The sequence below is a fragment of the Roseovarius sp. genome (genome assembly GCF_027019125.1).
GTDB lineage: Bacteria > Pseudomonadota > Alphaproteobacteria > Rhodobacterales > Rhodobacteraceae > Roseovarius.
This window is the reverse complement of the sequence record NZ_JALUXE010000024.1, coordinates 87,786-110,638: the sequence shown is the minus strand read 5'-3', so window position 1 is coordinate 110,638 and position 22,853 is coordinate 87,786. Positions and strand designations below refer to the sequence as shown.

Sequence of the window (22,853 nt, the reverse complement as noted above, 5' to 3'; positions counted from 1 at the left end):
GGGGATCCTGATGCGCCGTTTCACCTGCACCGCTGTCGCGCTTGTTGCGCTGGCCGGTTGTTCCACCCAGATCGAAGAGGCGGAATCGGAGCTTTATGCGCCGGTTTACCCGGTCGAAGAGGTGCAGCAATCGCGCCTGATGCCCACAGGCTCGATCTATGCCGGATATTCCAACGGTCTCTTCGTTGCCGACCGGCGCGCGCGATCCGTGGGCGACATTCTGACGGTCGAATTCTCCGAGCGTTTTGCCGCGAGCAAATCGCAGGCGGCGGGATCAAGCAAGACCGACAGTTTCGAGCTGGACCTGCCCGACGTTCTGTCCTTCGGCTTTGACGATAGTCGCCTGACCAGCGGCACCACCCGCAGCTATGCCGGGCGGGGCAATGCCACGCAGTCCAATTCTCTGACGGGCCGCGTATCGGTTTCCGTTGTGCGGGTGCTCCCCGGTGGCAACCTCGAAATCGTGGGCCAAAAGAAACTGACGCTCAACAATGGTCAGGAATACATCCGTCTGCGCGGAGTGGTGCGGCCTACGGATATTTCCGCCGACAACGTCGTGCGGTCTGACCGGATCGCCCATGCCGAGATCAAATATGTGGGTGCGGGCGATGTGGCCGATACCGCCAAGCAAGGCTGGCTGCGCCGCGCCTTTGAAACCGTGTCGCCGCTATGAAGGGCGCGGGCATGCTGAGAGTCCTGTTGTTGCTGGTCTGCCTCGTGCCGGGGGCGGCGCTGGCCGACCGGCTCAAGGATCTGGCGGATGTGGCCGGGGTGCGATCGAACCCGCTGGTGGGCTATGGTCTTGTCGTGGGTCTGAACGGGTCGGGCGACGGCAACTCGGGCCTCACGCGGCAATCCATGCAATCCATCATCTCGCGCCTCGGGCTCGAGGTGGGGACCAACGACCTGGATGCCAAGAACGCGGCGGCGGTGATGGTGACGGCCGAGTTGCCGCCGTTTCTCAAGCCGGGTCAGGTGTTGGATGTCACGGTTTCGACCGCTGGCAAGGCCAAGTCCCTGCAGGGCGGTACCCTATTGATGACGCCGCTGATGGGGGCGGATGGCGAGGTCTACGCCATCGCCCAGGGCAATCTGGTGGTTGGCGGCCTGGGGGTCGAAGGCGGCGACGGCTCGTCCGTGGTGGTCAATGTGCCCACCGTGGGGCGGGTGCCGCGTGGTGCCACGGTCGAACGGATGGTCGAAACAGCCTTTCTGGAAACCGAGTATTTCGTGCTGAATCTGAACCGCCCGGATTTCTCGACCGCGAGCAATGTGGCCGATGCGATCAATGCGCAGTTTGGCGATGGTGTGGCCGTGGCCTTTGACGGCAGTTCGGTGCGGGTGCGCGCGCCGGCCGATCCGGCGGCGCGGGTGCCTTTCATGGGTCTCTTGCAGGATATCGAGGTTGATCCCGCTGCGCCGCCGGCACAGGTCATCGTCAATGCGCGCACCGGCACGGTGGTCATTGGTGGCATGGTGCGGGTGACGCCCGCCGCTGTCTCGCATGGCTCGCTGACCGTGCGGGTGAACGAGGATTTCAACGTCGACCAGGGCGCAACGGTTGTTAATGGCCGGGATGGCGGCGTGGTGGTGCCGGGCAATGCCGTGGTGACACCGGATACGCAGATTGACGTGCAGCAGGAAAACAACCCCGCCTTTGTGTTTGATCCGGGTGTGTCGCTGGCCTCGCTGGTCGATGCGATCAATGCCGTGGGGGCGAGTGCCGCCGATCTGGTGGCCATTCTCGAGGCGCTGCACCGCGCGGGTGCCCTGCGCGCCGACCTGATCGTGATCTGAGGAGCATACAGCCATGACCCTGTCCCCGGTTGCCACAGCGTTTGATGCCCGCCAGGCTTCTAGCCTGTCCGACGACAAGATTGCCACCAAGGCCACGCGCGACGCGGACCGGCTGCGCGGCGCGGCAGAGGGGTTCGAGGCGCTTTTTCTCAACCAGATCCTACAATCCGGCCGCGCCGCGTCGTTTGGAGACTCGTTGACGGAAAGTTCGGCAACCCAGACCGCTCAATCCCTCCTCGACAGCACGCTGACCGAAGTGGGGGCGGGGCGCGCGGGTCTGGGCCTGTCCGAGGCAATCTATCGCCAGTTTTCTGCCCATCTGGGCGGGGCACAGGAGTAAACCATGGTCGACATCATGGACATCGGGCGCGGGGGGGTTCTGGCCTATCGCACAGCCCTTGGTGTGACTGGCGAGAATATCGCCAATGTCGACACCGATGGCTATCGTCGCCGCGATGCGGTGATGCAAGAGGTGGGCGTAGGCGGCGGCGTGGACGTGGTGGACATCCGCCGCGCCTTTGACGGTTTGCTGGCCGCGCGCAGCCGCGATGCCCAGAGCACGCTGGGGGCGGCAGAGACCCATCTGAGCCATGTGCAGGCACTGGAGGATCGGCTCTTGCCCGGAGAGGGCCGGTTGCCCGATCTGCTGGATGGGTTTTTCGATGCGCTGGACGGGCTGTCGCAGGTGCCCGAGGACCAGGGGTTGCGGCAGGCGGTTCTGAGTGCGGGTGAGGCGCTGGCAAGCGGCGTGGCCGACCTGGCCGAAGGGATCGACGTTCTCGCGCGTAATGTGCGGGACGAGACCGCGCAAACCGTGGAACGGGTCAACACCGTTCTGAGCGGTCTGGCAGATGTTCAGGAACAATTGGCGCAAGTGAACGATGAGCGCGCGCGTAATCCCCTGCTGGATCAGCGCGACCGGCTCTTGGTCAATCTGGCGGAACTTGTATCGATAGATGTCGAGCTGGATGACGCAGGGCGCGCGACGGTGCGGCTTGGGGCCGATGGCAGCGGGCCGATGGTTCTCGAGCGGGGCCGCGCCGGGCGGATAGAGCAGGGCACGGCGGGGCGCTATATCGTCACCTCTGCCGATACCAAGGCGGTCGAAGTGCAGACCAGCCTGCGTGGCGGAATGCTGGGCGGGCTGGCGGATGCGGCTGGCGTGATGGCGCAGGCGGCCTCCGATCTTGACCGCTGGGCCAGCCGGATGGCCGAGGAAATCAACGCGGTGCATTCCCAAGGCCTGACGCCTTCGGGCGAGCGCGGCGGGGCACTCTTTTCCGTGTCTGGATGGGAGGCGGCGCCGGGTGCGTTGATGCGTGGCACCGGGGCGGCCAGTGTCACCATAACGGATGCCCGTATCATGCCCAAAGGGCCGCTCACGCTGGTGCAGGATGCGCCCACGGGCCTGTGGCAGGCGCGGGATGCGGCGGGGCAGATTCTGGCGACAGGTGAACAGACCCTGAGCCTGCCGGGATTGCGGATCGACATGAGCGGCGTGCCGCAGGATGGCGACCGGATCACCCTGACGCGGCAGGATGCGTCGGCGCGGCATATGACGCTGGTGCTGAATGATCCGCAAGGTATTGCCGCCGCAGGCACGCTGACGGTGAGCGCCGTGCCGGGCAATCGTGGCACCGCCACGCTGGATGCGACCGCGCTTCTCTCCGAGGCGACCGGCCCGCGGGACCTTTCCGGGGTTTTGACCGCGGAACCGGTCGAGTTTCTGAGCGCGGGCGTTGTCGGGGTGATCCCGGCGGGCCATGCCGGGGCGGCGCTGTCGGTGCAACCGCGCTACGCGGCGATGGATCTGGGGCCGCTTGGGGGGGCTGTACCGCAAACGCTGAGCCTGACCGCGCCTGACGGCGTGGCGCAATTCGCGCTGCCCGCAGGCCTGACGAGCGAGACCCTGGCAGCGGCGCTCAACAGCGGCGCTGTGCAGACGGACGCAGGCGAGAGCCTGAGCGCCTTTGGCCTTATGGCCGAAGCGGTGGGCGATACGCTGACGCTCTTGGCGCGCGACGGGTCTTTGCCGTTGTCGACCAACCTCGCGACCGATCAGGGCAATCTGTCCGGTGTCGTCGTCGCGGATGCGGCCCCGGCGGCGGTGCTGTCCGTCTTTACCCGCGACGGGCGGCAGCTCTCCGGCCCACCTCTGGGGACGAGCGCGGCCGCAGCACTGCTGACGCCTGAGAACGGGTTTTACACGGATGCCGCCTATGTTGCCGATTACCTCGACGGGGCGGCACCTTATGGCGGCCTGACACTGTCGCGGCAATCCGTGACCGGCGATTACGTGGCGCTCTTGGGGCAGGCGGGCGGGATCGCCACCTGGACCGGCACCACACCAGCCCCGGCCAACCCAGGCGTTGAAATCGGTTACGAGGGGGCCACGCAATCCAGCACGCTGCGCCTGCCCGGCGGTGCCAACGCCGCTTGGGTCGCGCAGGAATTGACGACCGCCTTGCCCGTGCGCGCCGAGGCGGAAACCCGTCTGGAGCTCGACGTGCCTGCAAGTGGCGTGCTGTCGCTGCGGCTGTCGGGGCAGAATCTGACACCCCTGGCGATCGAGGCCGACCTGGGCGCGGTCGGTGCGGCGGGGCTGCAAGCGGCGATCAACGCGCAATCGGGGGCGACGGGCATCCGCGCCGAGCTTGCCCCCAACGGCGGGCGGCTTGTGCTGGTCGAGGCGAGCGGTGCGGATATTTCACTGAGCCGCGTGGCCCATTCCGGGTCCGAGCCCGTGACGCTCACACGGCTGGCACCGGATGGCGCGGCGTTGGGCTCGGTCACCCTTGGGGCCGGCGGTCCGGATGCGGCGCGGATTTCCGGCACGGTGCGCCTGAGCGGCAGCGCCGGCTTTGGCGTGACCGAGAACGGTGTCTTGCAAGTGGCGGCACCGGATGGGTTCGAGAGCGGCCTCATCACCAGACAGACCAGCGCGGCGGGGGCGCAAGTGACCCTGACCCCGGCCGAGCCGGGGCCAGGGGATCAGAGCCTGCGGCGGATCAGCGTGACCGGGGCCGATGGCCGCGTGGTGACAGCCGAGGCCGATCCGGCGCTTGGCACCGGGGCGGCCATGGCGCGGGCGCTGGCCGCGGACCTGCGCGCAACGGCCCCGGCCAGCCGGATCACCGGCGCGGCGCTGACCGCGTTGCCGCCCGAGGGCGCGCAGATGCGCGTGAGCCTTGGGACGCAGGATTATGCCATCCGCATGAGCGGCGGCGTGCCGGTGGTAAGCGGCCCTGAAGAGGGCCGCGTCACCGCGCATTTTGACGAAAACAACCGCCTCATCCTCGAAACCGAAGGCGGCACGCTCGATGGTTCGGCGCTGCGTTTGCCGGGCGATGCGGGCGAGGCGGCGCGCTTTGGCATGGGGCAGGGCAATGCGCCGGTGACGACCATCATCGGTCAGCCCTTCGACGCGGGCAGCCTGCCCGCAAGTTTCACAATCAAGCTGAACGGGCAGGAGCATTTTGTCAGCGTATCAGCAGGGGCGGTCGTGCTGCCCGCAACCTTCCCCGGCACGGGCCATATCAACACCGCCTTTGGCCGGGTTGAAATCCAGTTCAGCGCCCTGGATGGCGAGATGCTGATTGACGCACAGCCGGGGGCTGCGGCGGCGGGGTTCGAGACCCTGGGCCTGCGCGCCGAGGTGACAGAGGGCGGCGCGCTGCGTCTGACGGCCACGGATGACCGGGTATTGGCGGTTGACAGCATCCCAAGCGGCGGTGGTTCCGTCCTGCGCCTCGACAACATTCCCGACGAGGATCTGATTGTGGTCATGGGCGGCACAGGGGCCTTGCGGCTTGCCGGTCAGATCAGCGACACCCCCGCCACCGAGCGCGCGCGCGAGTTGCGGGTGCTGGATGCCACCACCGGCCTTGTGGGCCTCTTTGACAGCGAGAGCGGCGCACATCTGGCGTCGCGCACGCTGGATGCCGCAGGCACCACGCGTTTTGGCGATCTCGAGGTGACATTGGGGGGCGGGCGCGTGACAGGCGACCGGTACCTCTTGTCGCCCAGCAGCGGCGGGGCCGGGGACGGGCGCAGCATCGAATCGCTGGCCAATCTGCGGCAACGCGATGGGCTGACCGGGCGGGGCGGCTATGCCACCGGCTTTGCCAGTCTGCAACAGCGGGCAGGCGCGCAGGTCACGGCGAGCGAGAACCGGGTCGCTACCGCCGAGGCCGAGGCCGAGAGTGCGGCACGCGCCGAATCCGAACTTGGCGGGGTCGATCTCGATGCCGAGGCGGCGCAATTGATGCAACAGCAACAGGCTTATCAGGCCAATGCGCAGGTTCTTTCCGTGGCGCGGTCCATCTTCGACACCCTGCTGCAAGCGATATGAGGCTCTGAATGAGTATCGGCACCAGTTTTTTTCACAACGTCACCACCCGCAACCTGTCGCAGGTGAATGAGCGGATTTCCGATTTGCAGGGGGAGATTTCCTCTGGCGTGAACGATCCGCGTCCCTCGGCCGATCCGGTGCGTGCGCTGCGCCTGTCGGCGGCAAAAGAGCAGCAAGAGGCGCTGGATCGCTATTCGAGCAATCTCGAACGGGCGGGCGCGCGGCTGGATCAGGCCGATACGGTGCTGTCTGAGGCGGGCAATGTCATGCGCCGGATTGGCGAATTGGCCCTGCGCGCGGCCTCGGACACGGCGACGGCGACAGAGCGCGACAGTATCGGCACCGAGGTGCGGGCGCTGCGCGACAGTCTTGTGGGGCTGGCCAATGTCCGCGACGAGAGCGGTCGCACGCTCTTTGGTGGCTACAACACGCAATCCGATCCGTTTCGTGACGGGCCGGAGGGCGTGGTTTACCTGGGCGACGGCGGGCAATCGCGGTTGCAAGTGTCGGAGACCCTCAGCCTGCCCACGGGGCTGAGCGGGAATACGGTGTTTCGCATGGGGGCAGAGGGCGGCGATGTCTTTGCCGTGATCGACGATTTTCTGGGCAGCCTGTCCACGGCGAGCAGCGCGCCGCGCGCCAGCGCAACAGGGGCTGGGCAACTGAGCCTTGATCCCGCGTTGACCCGCGCACCCGCAGAGTGGGCGATGACGCTTGACGGACCATTGGGCACGGCGATAGTGCCCTTTGTTGCCGCCGAAGGGGCCATGACGGGCGCGGTCGAGGCGATCAACGCCCAGACCACGGCCACTGGCATTAGCGCAGCTCTCGATCCCGAAACTGGCGGGCTGATCCTGACGGCTCAGGGTCCTGTCACGGTGTCGAATGTCTCTCGTCAGCCCGACGCGGGCGGGGTGTTGATGGTCGCGCGCGATGCCGAAGGGGGCACACAGGCGCTGGTGCCACAAGGCCGCACGCGAGATGCGGTGATCGACCGGCTGCGCGGGGCGTCCGAGCATTTGATCGACCAACGCACACAGCTGGGGGCCTTGTCGGCCGATGCCGCGCGGCATTCGGACTTGATCGACAACCGCAAGCTCGCGATGAGCAAGGCGGTGTCGGGATTGGAGGATCTGGATCTTGCCAATGCCTTGACCAAGCTCCAGCAATCCATGCTGACGCGGGATGCCACCCAACAGGCCTATGTGCGGATCACGCAGCAGAGCCTCTTTGATTTCCTGCGCTGAGGATTCCGAAGGTCTGGCCCCACTTGGCCCGAGGCTTGCAAAGAGGGGGCATGAGACATGTTATCCTTTTTTGTGTGGCCCTATTCTGGGTGCCGTCCCTCTCTTTTGCCAGCCCCGCGAACTGTGAGGCATTGGCAGCACAAGCAGCCGAGCGCTATGGCCTGCCCAAGGGGCTTTTGCGGGCGATTGCACGCACAGAGTCAGGGCGCGCGCAGGGCAAGGCGGGCACACAGGCCTGGGCCTGGACCTCGAATGTGCGGGGCAAGGGCTATTACTTTGGCAGCAAGGACGAGGCGTTGACGCATCTGCGGCAATTGGTGGCGCGCGGCGTGCGCGGCTTCGACGTGGGCTGCATGCAGCTCAATTATCGGTGGCATGGCGATAATTTCGCCAATCTGGACGAGATGATCGACCCGGCCCGCAATACCGATTATGCCGCCCGTTACCTGAGCGAGTTGCGCGCGGAAACCGGAAGCTGGGAGGCGGCAACCCGCTATTACCATTCCCGTGATCCGCGGCGCGGTGCGGCCTATCTGGGCCGGGTGCGTCAGGCCATGGCGCGGTTGGGGCCGGTCGAAACCTCCCCCGAGATGGTGCCGGAGACCGAGATTGCACGGGCCGCGATGGGAATGGCGGGGCCGATGATCCCGCCGCGCGAGGCCCCGCGTCTTGCCGAGCCCGCACCGCGCGCAGATCGGCGCTTTGCCGGATCGGAACCGCTCATAAGCCATGTGCAGCAGGTCCGCTATTGGGAAACCGCAGCCCTGCCAGAGGGCACCGTTCCGCGCATGCCCGCACGCAAGACCCCCGACAAGACACGCCGTTGAGTGGTGGCCAAGGGGGCGCTTCTTATCTTTAGATAATCTGCGGACTTCTTTTGCACGCATAGGTAATGTCCGGGATGCTGCTATTGAGGATGTATATCCTTAAGCATACCGGATCGCGTAGCATGACCAGTTATTGGCCCACCTCTTCCATTACCGAACAGTTTCCCATCGACCTGCGTCTGGATGCAGTGCTGGTCGGAGATACGCCGGTGATGCGGCGGTTGAAGCAGGCGATCTGCATCATCGCGCCGAGCGATGTGCCGGTCCTGATCAACGGACCGACCGGCGCGGGCAAGGAAGTGGTTGCCAATGCGATGCACCTCATGTCGGGGCGCACTGGGCCGATGATCCCGGTCAATTGCGGGGCCATTCCCGCTGACCTGCTGGAATCCGAGCTTTTTGGCCATGAAAAGGGATCGTTCACGGGCGCCACGGCGCAGCGGATCGGGCTGATCGAACAGGCCGAGGGCGGCACGCTCTTTCTTGATGAGATTGGCGAGACGCCATTGCATGTGCAGGTCAAGTTGCTGCGTGCGCTCGAAACCCAGACCATTCAACGGGTCGGGGGCGGCGCGCCGATCCCGGTCAATTTCCGCCTGCTGAGCGCGACGCATCGCGATTTGCAGCAGGAAGTCGCCCAAAAGCGGTTCCGCGAGGACCTGTTGTTCCGGATCGAGGTGTTCAGCCTCTGTGTGCCCGCCCTTTGCGAACATGCCGAGGATATTCCGCAGATCCTTCGGGCGATGGAGCAGGGCAGCCGGGGCGGCAGCACATTGCAACTGACCCCCTGTGCGCTGGCGTTTCTGATGGCGCAGGAGTGGCCGGGCAACGTGCGCGAACTGCGCAATTTCCACGACCGGGCGCAGATCCTGTTCCGCAACCGCACCATCACCGAAGACGAGGCGCGTATCGCCATGGCGCCGCGCCTGAGCTTTGCCGGGGCTGCCCCCGTGACGCCCGAGCCCGATGTCGGGGCCTTGCCCGAGGGCGTGACCGACCTCAAGGGGATGCTGACCGAAAGCGGCACGCTCGACCTGCGCACCATGTTGCAGCGGGTCGAGGTCAAGGTGATCCAATCCGCGCTGGAACTGAGCGAGGGCCGCGTCACCCGTGCCGCCGAGATGCTGCGGCTCAAGCGGACCACCCTCATCAGCCGCATGCAGAAGCTGGGGCTCGAGTCAGACTGCCTCTGACGGCAAATCGGCACCGTCTTGCGCAGGCAGAAGCGGCGCAAAATCGTTACAGGCCTCTCGCAACAGTGCCCGTGCGGCGGGGACAAGCTCGCTTGTGCCGGGATCCGTGCCAGCCCGTGCGAGGGTTTCCGCCTCCGACAGGGTCTCCGTGAGCTCCTCCAGCCCGATAAACCCGGTCGATCCCGCCGCCTTGTGGATGATAAACACCTTTTCGTCGAGCGAGAGCGCTGGATCGGTCATGGCCGCAAAGGCGGCCTCGGCATCGCTTAGCGTGGTCCGCACCAGCCGCAACGCAGTGTCGTGGCCCACCATCTCGCCCAGATCGTGCAGCATGGTCGCGGCGTCGCGGCTCTCGGTCAAAAGCTCCTCGTCCCCATCCTCGTCCGTGTTGTCCTCTGCGGCTTCGACGGCGGCGCGCTCATGGTGTCGCGTGTCACGGATCGCACGGGCGAGATTCTCCTGGCTTACGGGCTTGGTCAGGATATTGTCCATTGCTGCCGCACGTTCGTCGCCGCTATGCGCGCCGATAAGGGCAGTCACCCCGATGATTGCCGACTGCGCGGAGGGTCCGCCGGAGCTGCGGATCAGTCTTGCCGATGTCGGCCCATCCATCACCGGCATCGAGAAATCCATCAGGATCACGTCAAAGGCCTCGGCTGTGGCCTTGTCCAACGCTTCTTGACCGTTCATGGCGACGTCTGGGCTATGGCCCATGCGTCGGACCATTTCGGTCATCAGTGTCAGGTTGATGTCATTGTCATCGACGACGAGGATACGCCGAGGCGTGTCCGCAACGCCGCTTTCGGCCGCATTGGATGTAGCAACTAGGTCCTCTTGCGGCGCTTGTGACAGGCGCAGCGGTATGGTGAAGAAAAAGCAACTGCCGACGCCCGGTGTGCTGTGAAGCCCCAGAACGCCGCCCTGCCGTTCGATCGCAAGCTTGGCGATCGGCAGGCCGAGGCCCGTGCCCATGGCGGAATTCACCTCGCTGCGGCCGACAGTTTCGAAACTCTCGAAAATGCGCTTCTGATCTTCTGGTGCGATACCGATGCCGGTATCCTCGACCTCGACCGTAAGGTCGAGGTTGTCCGGCGCGTGACCACCCAGGCTAAGCCGGATGGTGATGGTGCCATTCTTGGTGAATTTCGCGGCATTGCCGGCAAGGTTATAGAGCGTGCGGGAAAACGCATTGGGCAAGCCTTCCAGGCGATGCAGATCAAAATCGCCCTGGGTGATCAGCTCGATCCGGTTATTCGACTTCTTGGCAAGGGGTTGCAGCTCGTCCACGATGTCGGCGGCGATGCGTGCGGGGCTAAAGGACGTGGGCGTTTCCGTGCTCTCACCCAAGCGGGTCAGTTCCAGCACGTCGTCGATCTGAATGAGCGCCCGTGCACTACAATCGCGGGCGGTTTTCAGCAAAGCGCGGTTTTCGGGATACATATCGGTTTCGTTCATCAACGAAAGCGAGGCCATCAGCCCATGCAGTGGCGTGCGCATCTCGTGGCTCATGGTCGCGAGGAACATGCTCTTGGCGCGGGCGGCCTGTTTGGCCTGAACCAGGGCTTCACGCAGATTGGTTTCGGCCTCGACCTGGGCTGAAATGTCCCGGATGAAGAGAATGACGATGGGATTGCCTGAAATGTCGTGATCCTCGACCATCGAGAAATCCACCGGAATCTCGCGGCCCACCGCGCTTCTGCAGGCCGCGACAAAAGAGGCCTTGTTCCGGGGCGTCAGCCCCTCGACCGTGTCGCGCGGCACGGAGGGGTCGAAGATCAGGATATCCTCGGCGTACATGGTCTGCAGGTCTTCGGCAGTATAGCCCAAGAGGCGTCGTGCGCGGTCGTTGCTATAGAGGATGCGCGATTTCGGATCGGTCACGATGACAGCGTTCATCGTCGAATTGAAAGCAGTCGAGAGCATGGCCGCGATGCGCCCTGTCTCGGCGGTGCGGCGTTCCAGCTCGCGCCAGATGCGCACCGCCAGAAACGCTCCGATGGTCATCAGGCAGAAAAGCAGCAGAGATTGCATGAAAAAGCGCACAAAGAGGCGCTGCTCCTCTTCGCGGGCGCGTGAGGTTTCGACGGTGATCTCTTGAAGCCCGGCCACCGTGATGTCGCGAACCATCGGGTAGGTGCTATCTACGGCAGTGCGGAACGCCTCGAGTGCCGCTGGATCATCTCCTTCGATCGCATCGATCCTGTCGGCGAGACGTTCGCGCACGACCTTGAGCCGCTCGACCCGGTCCAGCAGGTCATCGGATACATCCATGCGCTGCAGGGTCGAGCTGAAGATGTCCACACGGCTGTAAAATATATCAAACTCACGCTTGACCATGGTCAGCGTCTCAGCCGTGAGCGGTGCCGTGACTTCGGGCCGTGTCGTGAGAACCGCCGCGTCAAGTTTCTGCATCAACCCGAGATGGTCCACCTCGAGCTGTGCCACGACCCAGCCGCCATTGTCGGTGTTGGCCGAGCGGACGTGTTCAAGCCGCTGCTGAAAGGCCATCGCGCTGACGAGCAGCGCGATGCTTGCCACAAGCATTAGGCCCAGCAGTATTTGCGCCGAAAGACGCTTGGTCGTGTTAAAGACCTTGTCTGGGCCATAGCCTGTGGGTGGGGGTGTCAGCACGGATCATTCCGCAAGAATGTCTATCTTGTTCAACTGCCAAACACTGAGGGTAAAATACTCTTCGCTCTGATAGCGGGTGTCCGAGTCATAGGGAAACACCATCCAGAGCGGTCCCTTTTCGCGCACCGAAAAGGCCGCATCGTCGATCCGGATGGCAAGGATCGGCACGTTCTCTTCCATGCGCGCCTCGGGGAAGGTCACGTTGTAGTCGTTGATGGCATAGATCCGCAGGGAACCCGGCGCGCTGCCTGCGGCCTCGAGCACTGTTCGCAGAGAGGGGCCGGAAAATGTCTTGGGCGCCGTGTCGGTCCAGATGGTCGTCGTCGCAAAGCTCTCTTGCGGCAGAGCGAGAAGATCTGCCTCGGTGAAGGTCTTGGTCACGCCGTTGCGCAGATCGTTGACGGTCAGGATGACCTCATCGGCGAAAGCTGGGCTTGCGATGGTCTGAGCAAGCGAAAGGCCAAGGGCCGCGAGGGTCAGAAAGAATCTACGGTTCATCATGTGTCTCATTTGGATACTGGAACAAAGCGGTGTCGCTTTGGGTTTTTTAGCAGATTTTTTGAATGAGCGATCATATCTAAAGAAGTTGATGTATCTAAAGATAACGCGCCCCAGTGAAAGCGCTGCAAAATCAACGCATTCACCGTTTAGACATGCGGTCACTTGAACGTGGACGCTGTCCCTGGATCAGGCCCTTTGCCTAAGATTGCAGCGAGTGACGCAACGTCACATCACCGGCATGACGCGCACCCCCTGGGCGATACGGCGGGCCCAGTTGGTGATATGCGGTTCGAATCGCTGACGGGCATCGGGCATGGCGGCGATCAGGACCATGATGGCACGTTCGCGCCCATCCTGCGGCGCCTTGAGGCCAAGCCGGGCGTGCTGCCAAATGCCATCGCCAAAACTCACCTCGCCATCGCGATCTTGCAAGAGCCGGGCAGACCATTTGACGCCAAGCGTGTCGAAGGCCATCTCATAGGGCGGTTCCTCCGAGGTCTGGGTCCGCACCGCATGGGTCATCAGAAAGTCAAAGAGCACATCTGGGTCGAGCAGGAGAATATCGGACCCAACCTCGATCCAGCCTTCGGCGATACGGCGGTCAAGCGCGCACCATTCCTGCTGGCCCTGCGCCCGAAATGCCAGGCGCTCGCCCTCGCCCGTGGCTTCGGCGATCTCATAGTTGCGCGCGCCCAGAGAGAGCAGCGCAAAGGGACCGCTGGCGCTGCAGACATGCCCATGGCTCGCGCAGCGGGGACGGCACTCTGCGTGGACGGCAACGGTGTCGGTCATGAAGGTCTGGCTGTGCATATGCGGTCTCTATCGTAGGTTCGGGTCTGAGTTAGTCAACGACTGGGCCGGTGAGAATGTTAGCAGCTCACTTGGCATGAACCCTGCAGGCTCGGGCCAGGGCCGGACCCTCCGGCGATCCCCAACATCCAAAGGATTCCCGCATGACCACCCCCCCGACCGAGCTGGAAAACAGTATTCAACTGGCGCTGGAGGCGGCGACCGCCGCCAATGACAGCGCCGAGGATGTGGCGCGCGTATCGACCGAGACATTGGCCGCCGCCGCGCGGCTGGATAAATTCGCCAAGGGCATGAAGCCGCTCCTCTTTGGTGTGGTGGCCTCGGCGGTGCTTTGTGTGGCGCTGGCCGGTCTGGTCTATCTGCGCACCCTGTCGGACATGCGGACCGCGACCGCCACCCAGATCGAGGCGCTGACGGTTTTCTCCAAATCCGTGGGCGACTTGCAGGCGCAGCTAGAGGCGCTGGGCGATATGTCCGAGAAGGTGGCGGCCATCGAGGCGGCGCAGACCGCCGGGATCGAGCGCCTTGAGGAAACGATGATGGCCGAGACCGCGCGTCTGGCCGAGGCCATGTCTGCCACCGAGGACCCCGCCGCGCCGCAAATGCTGCGCGGTCTGGTCGATCGGGTCGAGGCCAGCCATGTCGAGACACGCGATGCCTTCGCCAAGGGGCTGTCGGATCTGCAACTCGCGATGACAAAGATGCTGGCAGAGCGGGCCGAGGTGCTTGCCAAGGCCGCACCACAGACTGCCGCTGCCGCACCCAAGCCGGTTGCCAAGGCTCCGTCGCGCAAGAAGCCGCAGGCCCGCGTCGAACCTAATCCCTTTGGTTTCCCCTAGGAGGGTGGGCGCATGAGCCCCACTGATCCATCACCCCGCGCCACCGCGCTCGCGCTGACCTCGGTCAATCCGCTGGGCAAATCGCTAGGCCTGCGGCCCGGTGACATCCTGCTCCGGGTGGACGGGCAGTCGGTCGACGGCACGATTAAGGATATCCAGGCCCTGTTCAAGGAGCAGCCCGAGCGTGCGCGCCTGATGTGGATCTGCCGTGACGGGCAGGTGTGGCCGATACTGGGGCGCAGCGCCATTCTTGGACGCTGGCGCGTGATGCCAAAGCCCGAGGCCATCGCCGCCCTTCCCGAGCATCGCCCGGAGGACCGGTGGAAGAACTTTGATGTCATGATCGGCCCGGATGAAAGCTATGATGCGCAACCGCGGACGCCATCGGTGCTGGCCCTGATGCCGCCACTCTACATGATCCAGATGCGGCTCTGGACGCCGCTGATCCTGTGGGCTGCGTTGTTGCTTCTCTCTGTCCCGTTGGGATGGATTGCGGGGGCCGCGCTTCAGGGGCTTATCTGCGTGTATTTCTGGCGCGCTGCGCCGATGCTGGTGCGCTCGGATCGTACGGCGCGCGGCTTTCGCCTTTGGCGGGTGATTGCGGCAAAGTCAGAACGGAACTTGCACAGGCAGATGACCACGCTGGCACCGGATATGCGGTTCGTTCACGCACCGGTGCGGTCGCAGCCAGAGCGGGTCGTGGCGCGCTGACGCCTCGACCGCGCATTACATGCTGTTCAGTTTGCCCTGACGCTTGCGCTGAAAGGACGAGGGGATATGCAGCATGTCGCGGTATTTCGCGACCGTGCGGCGGGCCAGGACCGGGCCATCGGCGCTGATCATCTGGGCGATGGCATCATCGCTCAGCGGATTGGCAGGGTCTTCCCCGGCGACCATCTTTTGAATCCGGTAACGGACGGCTGCGGCCGAGGCCCCGCCTTCGCCATCGGCATCGCCGGCAAGCGCGGTGCTGAAGAACCGCTTGAGCCCCATGGTGCCTTGCGGTGTGACCATCAGGATGCCGGTCGTCACGCGGCTGACGGTGCTTTCATGCACGCCGATCGCCTGCGCCACATCGGCCAGCGTCATCGGCGCGATCTTGGCCGGACCATGCTCCAGAAACGCGGCCTGACGGCGCACGATCTCGGCACCCACGGCAAGGGCGGTCTGGTTGCGATGTTCGACCGCGCGGCGCAGCCAGCGGGCAACGCCAAGACGCTCACCGACATACTCTCGGGCGCGCTTGTCCTGCGTCGCCACGGCGGCGCTCTCCTCGTCCACCAGCACGGCAGGCAGGGTCGAGCGATTGAGTTCCACCTTCCAGCCCGATGCGCCACGGCTGACGATCAGGTCCGGTTCACGCTCTTCAATATTGGTAAAGTGGAAATCGGCACCGGGTTTGGGATTGAGGCTGCGCAACTGTTTCAGCGTGGCGCGCAGCTCCTCCATGGAGCAGGCACAGACCCGAGCCAACCCGACCAGATCCGCGGCCGCAAGGCGCGGCAGGTTGTCGAGCACGGCGCGAAAGAGCGGCGTCATGAGGCCCTGATCCTCGGCCTGAAGAGCCAGACATTCGGCAAGGTTGCGGGCAAAGAGGCCCGCAGGCTCAGCCGCCTGCACCGCGTGCAGCATGTGTTCTGCCTCGGCCATGTCGAGACCGCAGGCAAAGGCGATCTCTTCCAGAGGTTCGCCAAGCCAGCCGTTCTCATCCAGCGCTTCGAGAAAGCGGTCGGCGATAAGACGGTCCTCGGGAGAATGAAACATCAGATCGAACTGAGCCGCGACATGGGCATAGAGCGAGAGCGGGTGATCGGCGATCCGGCCCGTGGCGTCGTCGGCATCCGTCCCCCTGCCGCCGACATGCGGCAGGCTGGGCAGGGCGCGGTCAGAGCGGGCCACTTCGATGAACGGATTTTCCTCGGCCTCCTGCTCGATATAGCGTTGGAGGTCGGTATTCGACAGTTGCAGCAGGGCAATCGCCTGTTGCATATGGCCCGTCATGACAAGCCCCTGTGTTTGGGCCGCGCGTTGAGAAATTTGCAGGTTCATCAATTTTTCTCCTATCTCGTGCTTAAATACCTATCTGGCCTGCCGTTAGACTGAAGACTCGGAATTCGACGCTATGGGGCTTGTCGAACCGGTGACGATAAAATCCACTAAGTCACTTTGATTAAATTGAAAAAACCCCAACGATACCGTTGGGGTTCTTTCGATACTGTCGAGATTTCGACGTTTACCGGAGCAGCGAGAGCATCCCCTGAGCCGACTGGTTGGCCTGTGCGAGCATCGCGGTGCTGGCCTGCGACAGAATCTGCGAGCGTGCCATCTCGGACGATTCCTTGGCAAAGTCGGCGTCCATGACCCCCGAACGCGCCGCGGTAACGTTAACCGTGATGTTGGTCAGGTTCGAGATCGTGCTGTCGAGACGGTTGGACACGGCACCGAGGTCGGAACGTGCCTGGCTGACCTTTTGCAGGGCGACGTCGATCACCTTGAGCGCGTCGGCGGCCCCTTCGAGGGTCGTCAGGTCGATTTCAGCAACCGAGCTCAGTTCCGAGGTGTTGGCTGCGGACTCGAAGAACACGGTCCCGGCGGTGACAACATCGGTCCCGACCGAGAACTGCTTGGTCGAGCTCAGTTCCACCTGACCGCTGATGGCGGCGTCGCCAGCAGCATCGGTGAGGGTCGCGGTATGCGTGCCCGCGGTCGCGCCAGAGGCTGTGCCGTCCGTATTCATCGCCGTGACAGCCATGGTCGAGGTGCCGGTGCCGGTGGTGAACCCGGAGATCAGGACGTCGGCGCCGGTTGCGTCGGTCAGTTTGATCGTCGAATTGTCGTCGCCCATGGTCGCGGTCACGCCGGTCCGGCCAGACTGGTTGTTGATCGCCGTGGCGATGCCGCGCAGATCGGACGTATCCGAGATTGCAACGGTGCCGATATTCACGCCGTTGACGTCGAAGGTGACAGTGTCGGCGGCAGAGAAGCCCGACAGCTCAAGGTTCGTCTCAGCCGATGCTGTAACGCCGGTCGAGGCGCTGACATCATTGATCGCTGCGGCCATTTCCTCGGCCGACTGGCCTGCGGTGGTGGTCAGTTCGGCGCTGCCGGCAAAACCGGTGATGTTGATGGTCGTGGCGGCGGCGATGCCGGTGTCGGTGGTGCCCGCACCTGCGGCCAGCGACACGTTCGAGGTCACGGTATGCGCGCCAATATCGGTCGCGGCGGCGCTGTCCACGCTGATGTTGAGGACCTGGCCCGAGTCAGCGCCGATCTGGAATTGCTTGCCGGTGAAGGAGCCGTCAAGAATGTTCATACCGTTAAAGGTGGTGTCCTTGGCGACGCGGTTGATTTCCGTCACGAGCTGCTTGGCTTCGGCCCCGAGGTTCGAACGGTCAGAGGCGGTGTTCGTGTCGTTCGACGACTGAACGGCCAGTTCGCGCAGACGCTGGAGCATGTTGGAAACTTCGACGTGCGCGCCTTCGGTCGTGTCCAGCAGGTTCTTGCCGTCGGTGGCGTTGCGGACGGCCTGGTTGAGGCCGGTGATCTGCGAGGTCATCTTTTCCGCGATGGCCATGCCGGCGGCGTCGTCCTTGGCGGCGTTGATGCGCAGGCCCGAGGACAGGCGGCTCATGGCCGCGTTCATATCGTCGTTGACGCGCTTCATGTTGGCTTGTGCCGTGATCGCGCTCATATTGGTATTGATCGTGGTCATTTTCAGTCTCCTGGGTTGACGTCCTACGTTGGGCAGCGCTTGGGTTGGATACGCTGTCCAGCGCTTGACAAGAGCAACGGCGGCGGCGGAAAATGTTTAGCGAAATTTCTCAAAATCGTTTTAAGTATCTGTAATTTAACAATTTAATACTTTTGCTTTCGGCCCTGATCGGCTTGGTATGGTTCTTGCCCCTTCTCTCACGAGACTTGGCTGAGTGCCAGTTGCCACGCTTTTCAGGGAGTCCTGACAATGGATATTGCTTCGCTCATCGGCTTGATCGGTGCACTGGGAATGGTGATCGGATCGATGCTGGCAGCAGGCGGTCTCGGGCCGTTCATTGACGTGGCCTCGATCCTGATCGTGTTCGGCGGGACATTCTTTGCCGTCATGTACAAATGCACCATGCCGGTTTTCCTGCGTAGCTTTGGGGCCATGGGCAAGGCGTTCATGCCCAAGGCCCCAAGTCCGGAAGGCCTGATCACCAAGATGGTCGAGTTGTCGGACATCGCCCGTAAAAGCGGGTTGATGGCGCTGGAAAATCAGGAAGTGCCGGACAAGTTCTTTTCCAAGGGATTGCAGATGTTGGTGGACGGCGCGGACGAGTCCAAGCTGGTCAAGCAACTCTCGGACGAGATCAAGGCCATGAAAGTGCGCCACGGCGAGGTTCACGAGGCGCTGCGTGGCTGGATCGACATTGCCCCCGCCATGGGCATGATCGGCACGCTGATCGGTCTGGTTCAGATGCTGGGCAACATGGCCGACCCCAAGGCAATCGGCCCCGCGATGGCGGTGGCGCTGTTGACCACGCTCTATGGGGCCTTTGTCGCGAACGTGATCTTTGGTCCGGTCCTGTCCAAGCTGGAGGGGTATACCGCCAGCGAGGCCGCGTATCGGGATATGGTTCTGGCAGGGTTGCGCAACATCGCCAAGGGCGAGTCCGGGCGCAACGTGCAAGAACAGATGGTCGCGGTCCTGCCGCCCAAGCTGCAAACCAAGCTGCTCGCAGCCTAAACAAGGTGCTCTGAGACATGGCGCGCAAACCCATTCCCCTGCCTGTGCCCATCGAGGCCCCCGAGGACGAGTGCCCGAAATGCCCGCCCAAGGGCGCGCCCGCCTGGATGGCGACCTTTGCCGATATCGCCACGCTGTTGATGGCGTTCTTCGTGCTGATCCTGTCTTTTGCCGAGTTCAACCAGCCCAAGTTCAAGATGGTGGCGGGATCGCTCAGCATGGCCTTTGGCGTGCAAAGGCAGGTGCCGGTGATGGAGCAGCCCAAGGGCACCACGATCTTGGACCTTTCCTTTAGCCCTTCGCCGGAAATGTCCGTCACCGAACAGATGACACAGGACACGACCGAAACCGAGAAACCCGAGATTCAGCGCCCCGTAACCGAAGAGGATGGCAAAGGTGCCGCCGAAGGCGAGGGGGCCGATGCGCCCGGCCAATCCGAAGCGCGCGATTTGGCTCAGGCCCTGCAAGAGGCGCTGCAGTCTGGCCAGCTCAAGGTCGAGACCCGCGATGGCGAGGTGGTGATGAGCTTTGACGCCCCCGATGCCCAGAGCCTGCCGGCACAGTTGACCGAGGCGGCTGATGCGCTGCAACAGGCCGCAGAGGCGACCGGGCAATCCGCCTCCGATGTGATGATGCAAGGGCTTGCGGACAATCTCCAGGAGATGGCCGATGTCATGCAGTCCAAGGCCGAGGCCGAGACGCAGGCCGGGCAATCCGCACGCAACGCCGCGATTGCCGACGCGCAATTGCGCGTCGCCCTGCAGCAGGAAATCGGCGAGGGGATGGTATCGGTCGAGCAGCGCGACGACAAGGTCGTGATCACCGTGGGCGAAGGCGGGGCCTTTCCCTCGGGCGGGGCGGACCTGACCGACGAGGCCCGAGACGTGATGGCGCGATTGGCCTTTGCCGCGATGGGCGAGGCCAGCGAAATTGTCGTGACCGGACACACGGATTCGGTGCCGTTGGGTGCGGCGTCGCCCTATCGTGACAATTGGGGCCTTGCCGCTGCGCGGGCCTCTTCGGTGGTGCGTGAATTGTCGGGGTCCGGGCTGATCGAGCCCGAGCGCCTGACCGCGACCAGCCGGGGCGAATCCATGCCGGTGGCCGAGAATGACACCGCGTCGGGCCGGGCACAGAACCGTCGGATCGAAATCGAGATCACCTATTGAGGGATGGGGCCTAACAGCCCTGCGCCGCGTGCCGTTGTCAGGGGCAGAGAGGGCTTATCATGGAAAACGAGATTTTGGTCGCGCTCAATCGCGGCGGCACAGGGATCAATATCACGGAACTGGCCGACTCGCTGACGCAGGCCGAGATTGCGCCCCGGCGGGCGCTCGTCGCCGAGCGGATCGACCGGGCCGAGGTGCGCCTGTCGGGCTATGACCGACTGCGCGGGCAGGCCGAACAGATGGGCGACGCGCTGGACCTCATGCGCGGCCTCTCGTCCCGCAGTCTGAGCAGCGACAACAGCGCTGTTGCCGTAACGGTCAGCGATCCGGGCGCGGTGGACCTGCGCAGCGCGCGCATCGGTGTGTCGCAACTCGCGCAGTCACAGGTTCTCAGCTATGTCGGTTTCTCCGAGGCCGAGGCCGAGATTGGCGCGGGCGCGCTGACGGTGTCCTTTGGTTCGTGGTCCGAGGATGTGCCGCCGGTGTTCAGCGCCGGGGAACGGACGGCGCAGACCATCACCTTTCAACCCGGCAGCACCCTTGCCGATATGGCCGAGGCGCTCAGCAGCATCGAGGGGCTGTCGGCGCGGGTGATCGACCTCGGCGACGGCACCTTTTCGTTGGGCGTCATTTCCGAAACGGGCTCGCAGAACGAGCTGCGCCTCAGCGTGGCGGCGGATGCCGATCCGCGCATGGCGCAGTTCGACATCAGCACCGATCCCGGTGCCATTCAGGTCCAGGGTGGGCAGGACGCCAAGCTTAGCCTCAACGGCATTGCCGTCACCCGGTCCAGCAACCAGATCGACGATCTCTTGCCGGGTGTGACCCTCAACATCACGGCGCAGACCCTGACCGATGCCACCCTCTCGGGCCGGGCCAATGTCGAGGGCGCGCTGGAGGTCATGCAGAGCTTTGTGGACATCATCAATGCCACCCAGACCCTTGTGAAGTCACTGACCGCACGCGGCTTTGGCGAAGGCGGCGTGGCGGGCGATCTGGCGGGCGACAGTCTGGCCGATGGTGTGTTGCGTGGCATGCAATCCGTGCTCTCGCGCGGGTTTGGCGTGCAGGGCGTGCATCTGTCGGACATCGGAATTCGCACCGAACGCGACGGAAGCCTCGCGCTCGACGCTGACCGCTTTTCCAGGGCGCTGGGCGCCAATCCGGGGTTGCTCGATCCGCTGATCCGTGACGATCTGGTGGGCAAGGATGTGCAGATCACCGGAACCCCGGGTGCCGCTGCCACGGCGGGGCGCTATGCGCTGGTGCGCGATGCCGCAACCGGCGCGGCCACGCTTGACGGCGTGGCATTGTTCGGTTCGGCACAAGCGAATGGCGATTGGACCTACCGCGTCCCTTCGGGGCCGATGCGCGGTCTGTCGCTGACCGTCGGGGCCACGACCGAGCAGGCAGAGATCAATTTTCAACCCAGCATGGTCAGCAGCCTGCAAACCTTTCTGTCGGGCGTTCTGGCCGACGGCAGCGCGCTGGCGCAGCGCGAGGACGCGCTGGGCAAGTCGATTGCCACCGAGACCGCCGCCCTCGAGGTGCTGGACGGGCGATCCGAAGAGGTGCGCACGCGCTATCTCAGCCAGTTCACGCAGATGGAAATGATCGTGACGCAGCTCAATTCGACCGGCGATTACCTGACCAACCTCGTGGATGGGTGGAATGCGGATCGGTGATCCGCAAAACTGCGCAGCGCGATGCGGGACGGCTTTGGGGAAAGGCACGCGGCATGGCTGAGTGGCACGTGGTCTATCAGGTACTCGGCGGCGAGCCTCTTGCGGAATGCCCGACCTGCGCGCGCGAGGCGGTTCTGCGCGATGATCTCGGAGAGTTGCGCGAAGGTGCGCTATCGGTGGATGGTTTCCTGCTCGAGGTGGGAACGCGCGTGACGCTCCGCGGCGCATCCTGCATCGTGCTCGGATCCGGCCATATCCAGCCCGGCATGCCCCTGCTCGATGTCATCGAGCCTGAGGGCGAGGCCCATGATCTGCTCCTGTTGCGGCAGGAAGATACCGGCGAGATCTATTATGTTTACCCCCAAGGAGCGCCCTATGCGCCGAACATGGTGGCGCTGATCGTCGATCTGGCCCCCATTGGCTATCGCTGCGATGCAGGCGGCCCACTGGGTCTGGTCGCGGGCACCGAAATCCTGACCCCGACGGGCGCGCGAAAGGTGCAGACACTGGACGTGGGCGATCGGGTCCTGGATGCCTCTGGCGCAGAGCGGGTGGTGATCTGGACGGGCGTGAGCGAGGTCGATCTTGATCCGCTCACCTCCAATTCCGTGGCCCCCGTCCGCTTTGAAGTGGGCGCGCTGGGCGCTGGGCATCCCATGCGCCCGCTCAAGCTGTCGCCGTTGCATCATCTCCCGTTGCCGGTCCCGGAGCCGGATAGGGATGCGCCGCCCTGCCTTGGTCCTGCACTGGGTTTTGTGGGCTTGCCAGGGGTGCGCGTTGCGCATCCGTCTGGTCGGATCGCCTACCATCACCTGTTGCTGGATCGTCACGCGCTGATCCTTGCCAATGGCACGCCAATCGAGAGCCTCTATCCCTGTCCAGAGATCATCGCGCGCCTGTCCCCGGAGCGACGGGTCGAGGTTCATGCCGCTCTGGCAGCGGCCGGCTATGCTGGCCAGGCTTATCCGGCGCTGGCCGAAACCCTAGGCGTCTGGCAAACCCGGCGGGCGCTTGCGCTCTGGCCCGAGGCCGCACCCGAGGCAGAATTTCCCCTGGCAAGCTGACGCGCGCGCATCCTGA

General features: G+C 64.1%; 18 protein-coding genes. 13 read left to right on the top strand and 5 right to left on the bottom strand.

What is annotated here, in order from left to right:
- The first annotated feature begins 7 nt into the window (after positions 1 to 7).
- The 7 genes from MVC20_RS07840 (at position 8) to MVC20_RS07810 (ending at position 9,415) form a co-directional block, all read left to right on the top strand.
- A complete protein-coding gene (locus MVC20_RS07840) occupies positions 8 to 673 on the top strand; it encodes a flagellar basal body L-ring protein FlgH (RefSeq protein WP_297540202.1) in 666 nt (221 codons plus the stop codon).
- 11 nt (positions 674 to 684) lie between these two features.
- Positions 685 to 1,797: a flagellar basal body P-ring protein FlgI gene (locus MVC20_RS07835; protein WP_297540079.1), complete on the top strand. Its 1,113-nt coding sequence runs from the start codon at positions 685 to 687 to the stop codon at positions 1,795 to 1,797.
- Between the two features lie 13 nt (positions 1,798 to 1,810).
- On the top strand, positions 1,811 to 2,137 hold the full coding sequence (locus tag MVC20_RS07830) for a rod-binding protein (protein WP_297540077.1): 327 nt from the start codon (positions 1,811 to 1,813) through the stop codon (positions 2,135 to 2,137).
- Positions 2,138 to 2,140: 3 nt separating this feature from the next.
- Positions 2,141 to 6,148 carry a flagellar hook-associated protein FlgK gene (gene flgK / locus MVC20_RS07825; RefSeq protein WP_297540075.1) on the top strand — a complete coding sequence of 1,336 codons (4,008 nt, stop codon included), beginning with the start codon at positions 2,141 to 2,143 and terminating at the stop codon, positions 6,146 to 6,148.
- Positions 6,149 to 6,156: 8 nt separating this feature from the next.
- Complete coding sequence (flgL, locus tag MVC20_RS07820) at positions 6,157 to 7,395, top strand: flagellar hook-associated protein FlgL (RefSeq protein WP_297540073.1); 1,239 nt, start codon at positions 6,157 to 6,159, stop codon at positions 7,393 to 7,395.
- Positions 7,396 to 7,445: 50 nt separating this feature from the next.
- Positions 7,446 to 8,222 (top strand): transglycosylase SLT domain-containing protein, encoded by a 777-nt coding sequence (locus tag MVC20_RS07815; protein ID WP_297540071.1) that lies wholly within the window; start codon positions 7,446 to 7,448, stop codon positions 8,220 to 8,222.
- Between the two features lie 122 nt (positions 8,223 to 8,344).
- Positions 8,345 to 9,415 (top strand): sigma-54 dependent transcriptional regulator, encoded by a 1,071-nt coding sequence (locus MVC20_RS07810; RefSeq protein WP_297540069.1) that lies wholly within the window; start codon positions 8,345 to 8,347, stop codon positions 9,413 to 9,415.
- On the opposite strand, the gene MVC20_RS07805 is transcribed toward MVC20_RS07810, so the two are convergent.
- The 3 genes from MVC20_RS07805 to MVC20_RS07795 form a co-directional block, all read right to left on the bottom strand.
- Positions 9,401 to 12,046 carry an ATP-binding protein gene (locus MVC20_RS07805; RefSeq protein WP_297540067.1) on the bottom strand — a complete coding sequence of 882 codons (2,646 nt, stop codon included), beginning with the start codon at positions 12,044 to 12,046 and terminating at the stop codon, positions 9,401 to 9,403. The two genes, MVC20_RS07810 and MVC20_RS07805, sit on opposite strands and share 15 nt — an antisense overlap.
- A gap of 3 nt (positions 12,047 to 12,049) precedes the next feature.
- Entirely contained in the window at positions 12,050 to 12,544 is a 495-nt protein-coding gene (locus MVC20_RS07800) for an oxidoreductase (RefSeq protein ID WP_297540065.1), read from the bottom strand.
- Positions 12,545 to 12,772: 228 nt separating this feature from the next.
- On the bottom strand, positions 12,773 to 13,357 hold the full coding sequence (locus tag MVC20_RS07795) for a hypothetical protein (RefSeq protein WP_297540063.1): 585 nt from the start codon (positions 13,355 to 13,357) through the stop codon (positions 12,773 to 12,775).
- A gap of 143 nt (positions 13,358 to 13,500) precedes the next feature.
- Between MVC20_RS07795 and MVC20_RS07790 the strand changes: the two genes are divergently transcribed.
- Both MVC20_RS07790 and MVC20_RS07785 read left to right on the top strand, forming a co-directional pair.
- The gene (locus MVC20_RS07790) at positions 13,501 to 14,196 is read left to right on the top strand and encodes a hypothetical protein (protein ID WP_297540061.1); all 696 of its coding nucleotides are present in this window, start codon (positions 13,501 to 13,503) and stop codon (positions 14,194 to 14,196) included.
- A 12-nt stretch (positions 14,197 to 14,208) separates the two neighbouring features.
- Positions 14,209 to 14,907: a PDZ domain-containing protein gene (locus MVC20_RS07785; protein WP_297540059.1), complete on the top strand. Its 699-nt coding sequence runs from the start codon at positions 14,209 to 14,211 to the stop codon at positions 14,905 to 14,907.
- 15 nt (positions 14,908 to 14,922) lie between these two features.
- Here MVC20_RS07785 and rpoN read toward each other — a convergent pair whose 3' ends face one another.
- Both rpoN and MVC20_RS07775 read right to left on the bottom strand, forming a co-directional pair.
- Entirely contained in the window at positions 14,923 to 16,245 is a 1,323-nt protein-coding gene (gene rpoN, locus MVC20_RS07780) for an RNA polymerase factor sigma-54 (protein WP_297540057.1), read from the bottom strand.
- A gap of 184 nt (positions 16,246 to 16,429) precedes the next feature.
- A complete protein-coding gene (locus MVC20_RS07775) occupies positions 16,430 to 17,908 on the bottom strand; it encodes a flagellin (protein WP_297540055.1) in 1,479 nt (492 codons plus the stop codon).
- Positions 17,909 to 18,157: 249 nt separating this feature from the next.
- Between MVC20_RS07775 and MVC20_RS07770 the strand changes: the two genes are divergently transcribed.
- From MVC20_RS07770 to MVC20_RS07755, 4 genes are read left to right on the top strand one after another with little or no spacing between them, the layout of a single operon-like run.
- Positions 18,158 to 18,919, top strand: coding sequence for a MotA/TolQ/ExbB proton channel family protein (locus MVC20_RS07770; RefSeq protein WP_297540052.1), 762 nt, complete (start codon positions 18,158 to 18,160; stop codon positions 18,917 to 18,919).
- 17 nt (positions 18,920 to 18,936) lie between these two features.
- Positions 18,937 to 20,088, top strand: a complete 1,152-nt coding sequence (locus tag MVC20_RS07765) for a flagellar motor protein MotB (protein ID WP_297540051.1) — start codon at positions 18,937 to 18,939, stop codon at positions 20,086 to 20,088.
- A gap of 59 nt (positions 20,089 to 20,147) precedes the next feature.
- Positions 20,148 to 21,773: a flagellar filament capping protein FliD gene (gene fliD / locus MVC20_RS07760; RefSeq protein WP_297540049.1), complete on the top strand. Its 1,626-nt coding sequence runs from the start codon at positions 20,148 to 20,150 to the stop codon at positions 21,771 to 21,773.
- A gap of 53 nt (positions 21,774 to 21,826) precedes the next feature.
- Positions 21,827 to 22,837: a Hint domain-containing protein gene (locus MVC20_RS07755; RefSeq protein WP_297540047.1), complete on the top strand. Its 1,011-nt coding sequence runs from the start codon at positions 21,827 to 21,829 to the stop codon at positions 22,835 to 22,837.
- Positions 22,838 to 22,853 lie beyond the last annotated feature (16 nt).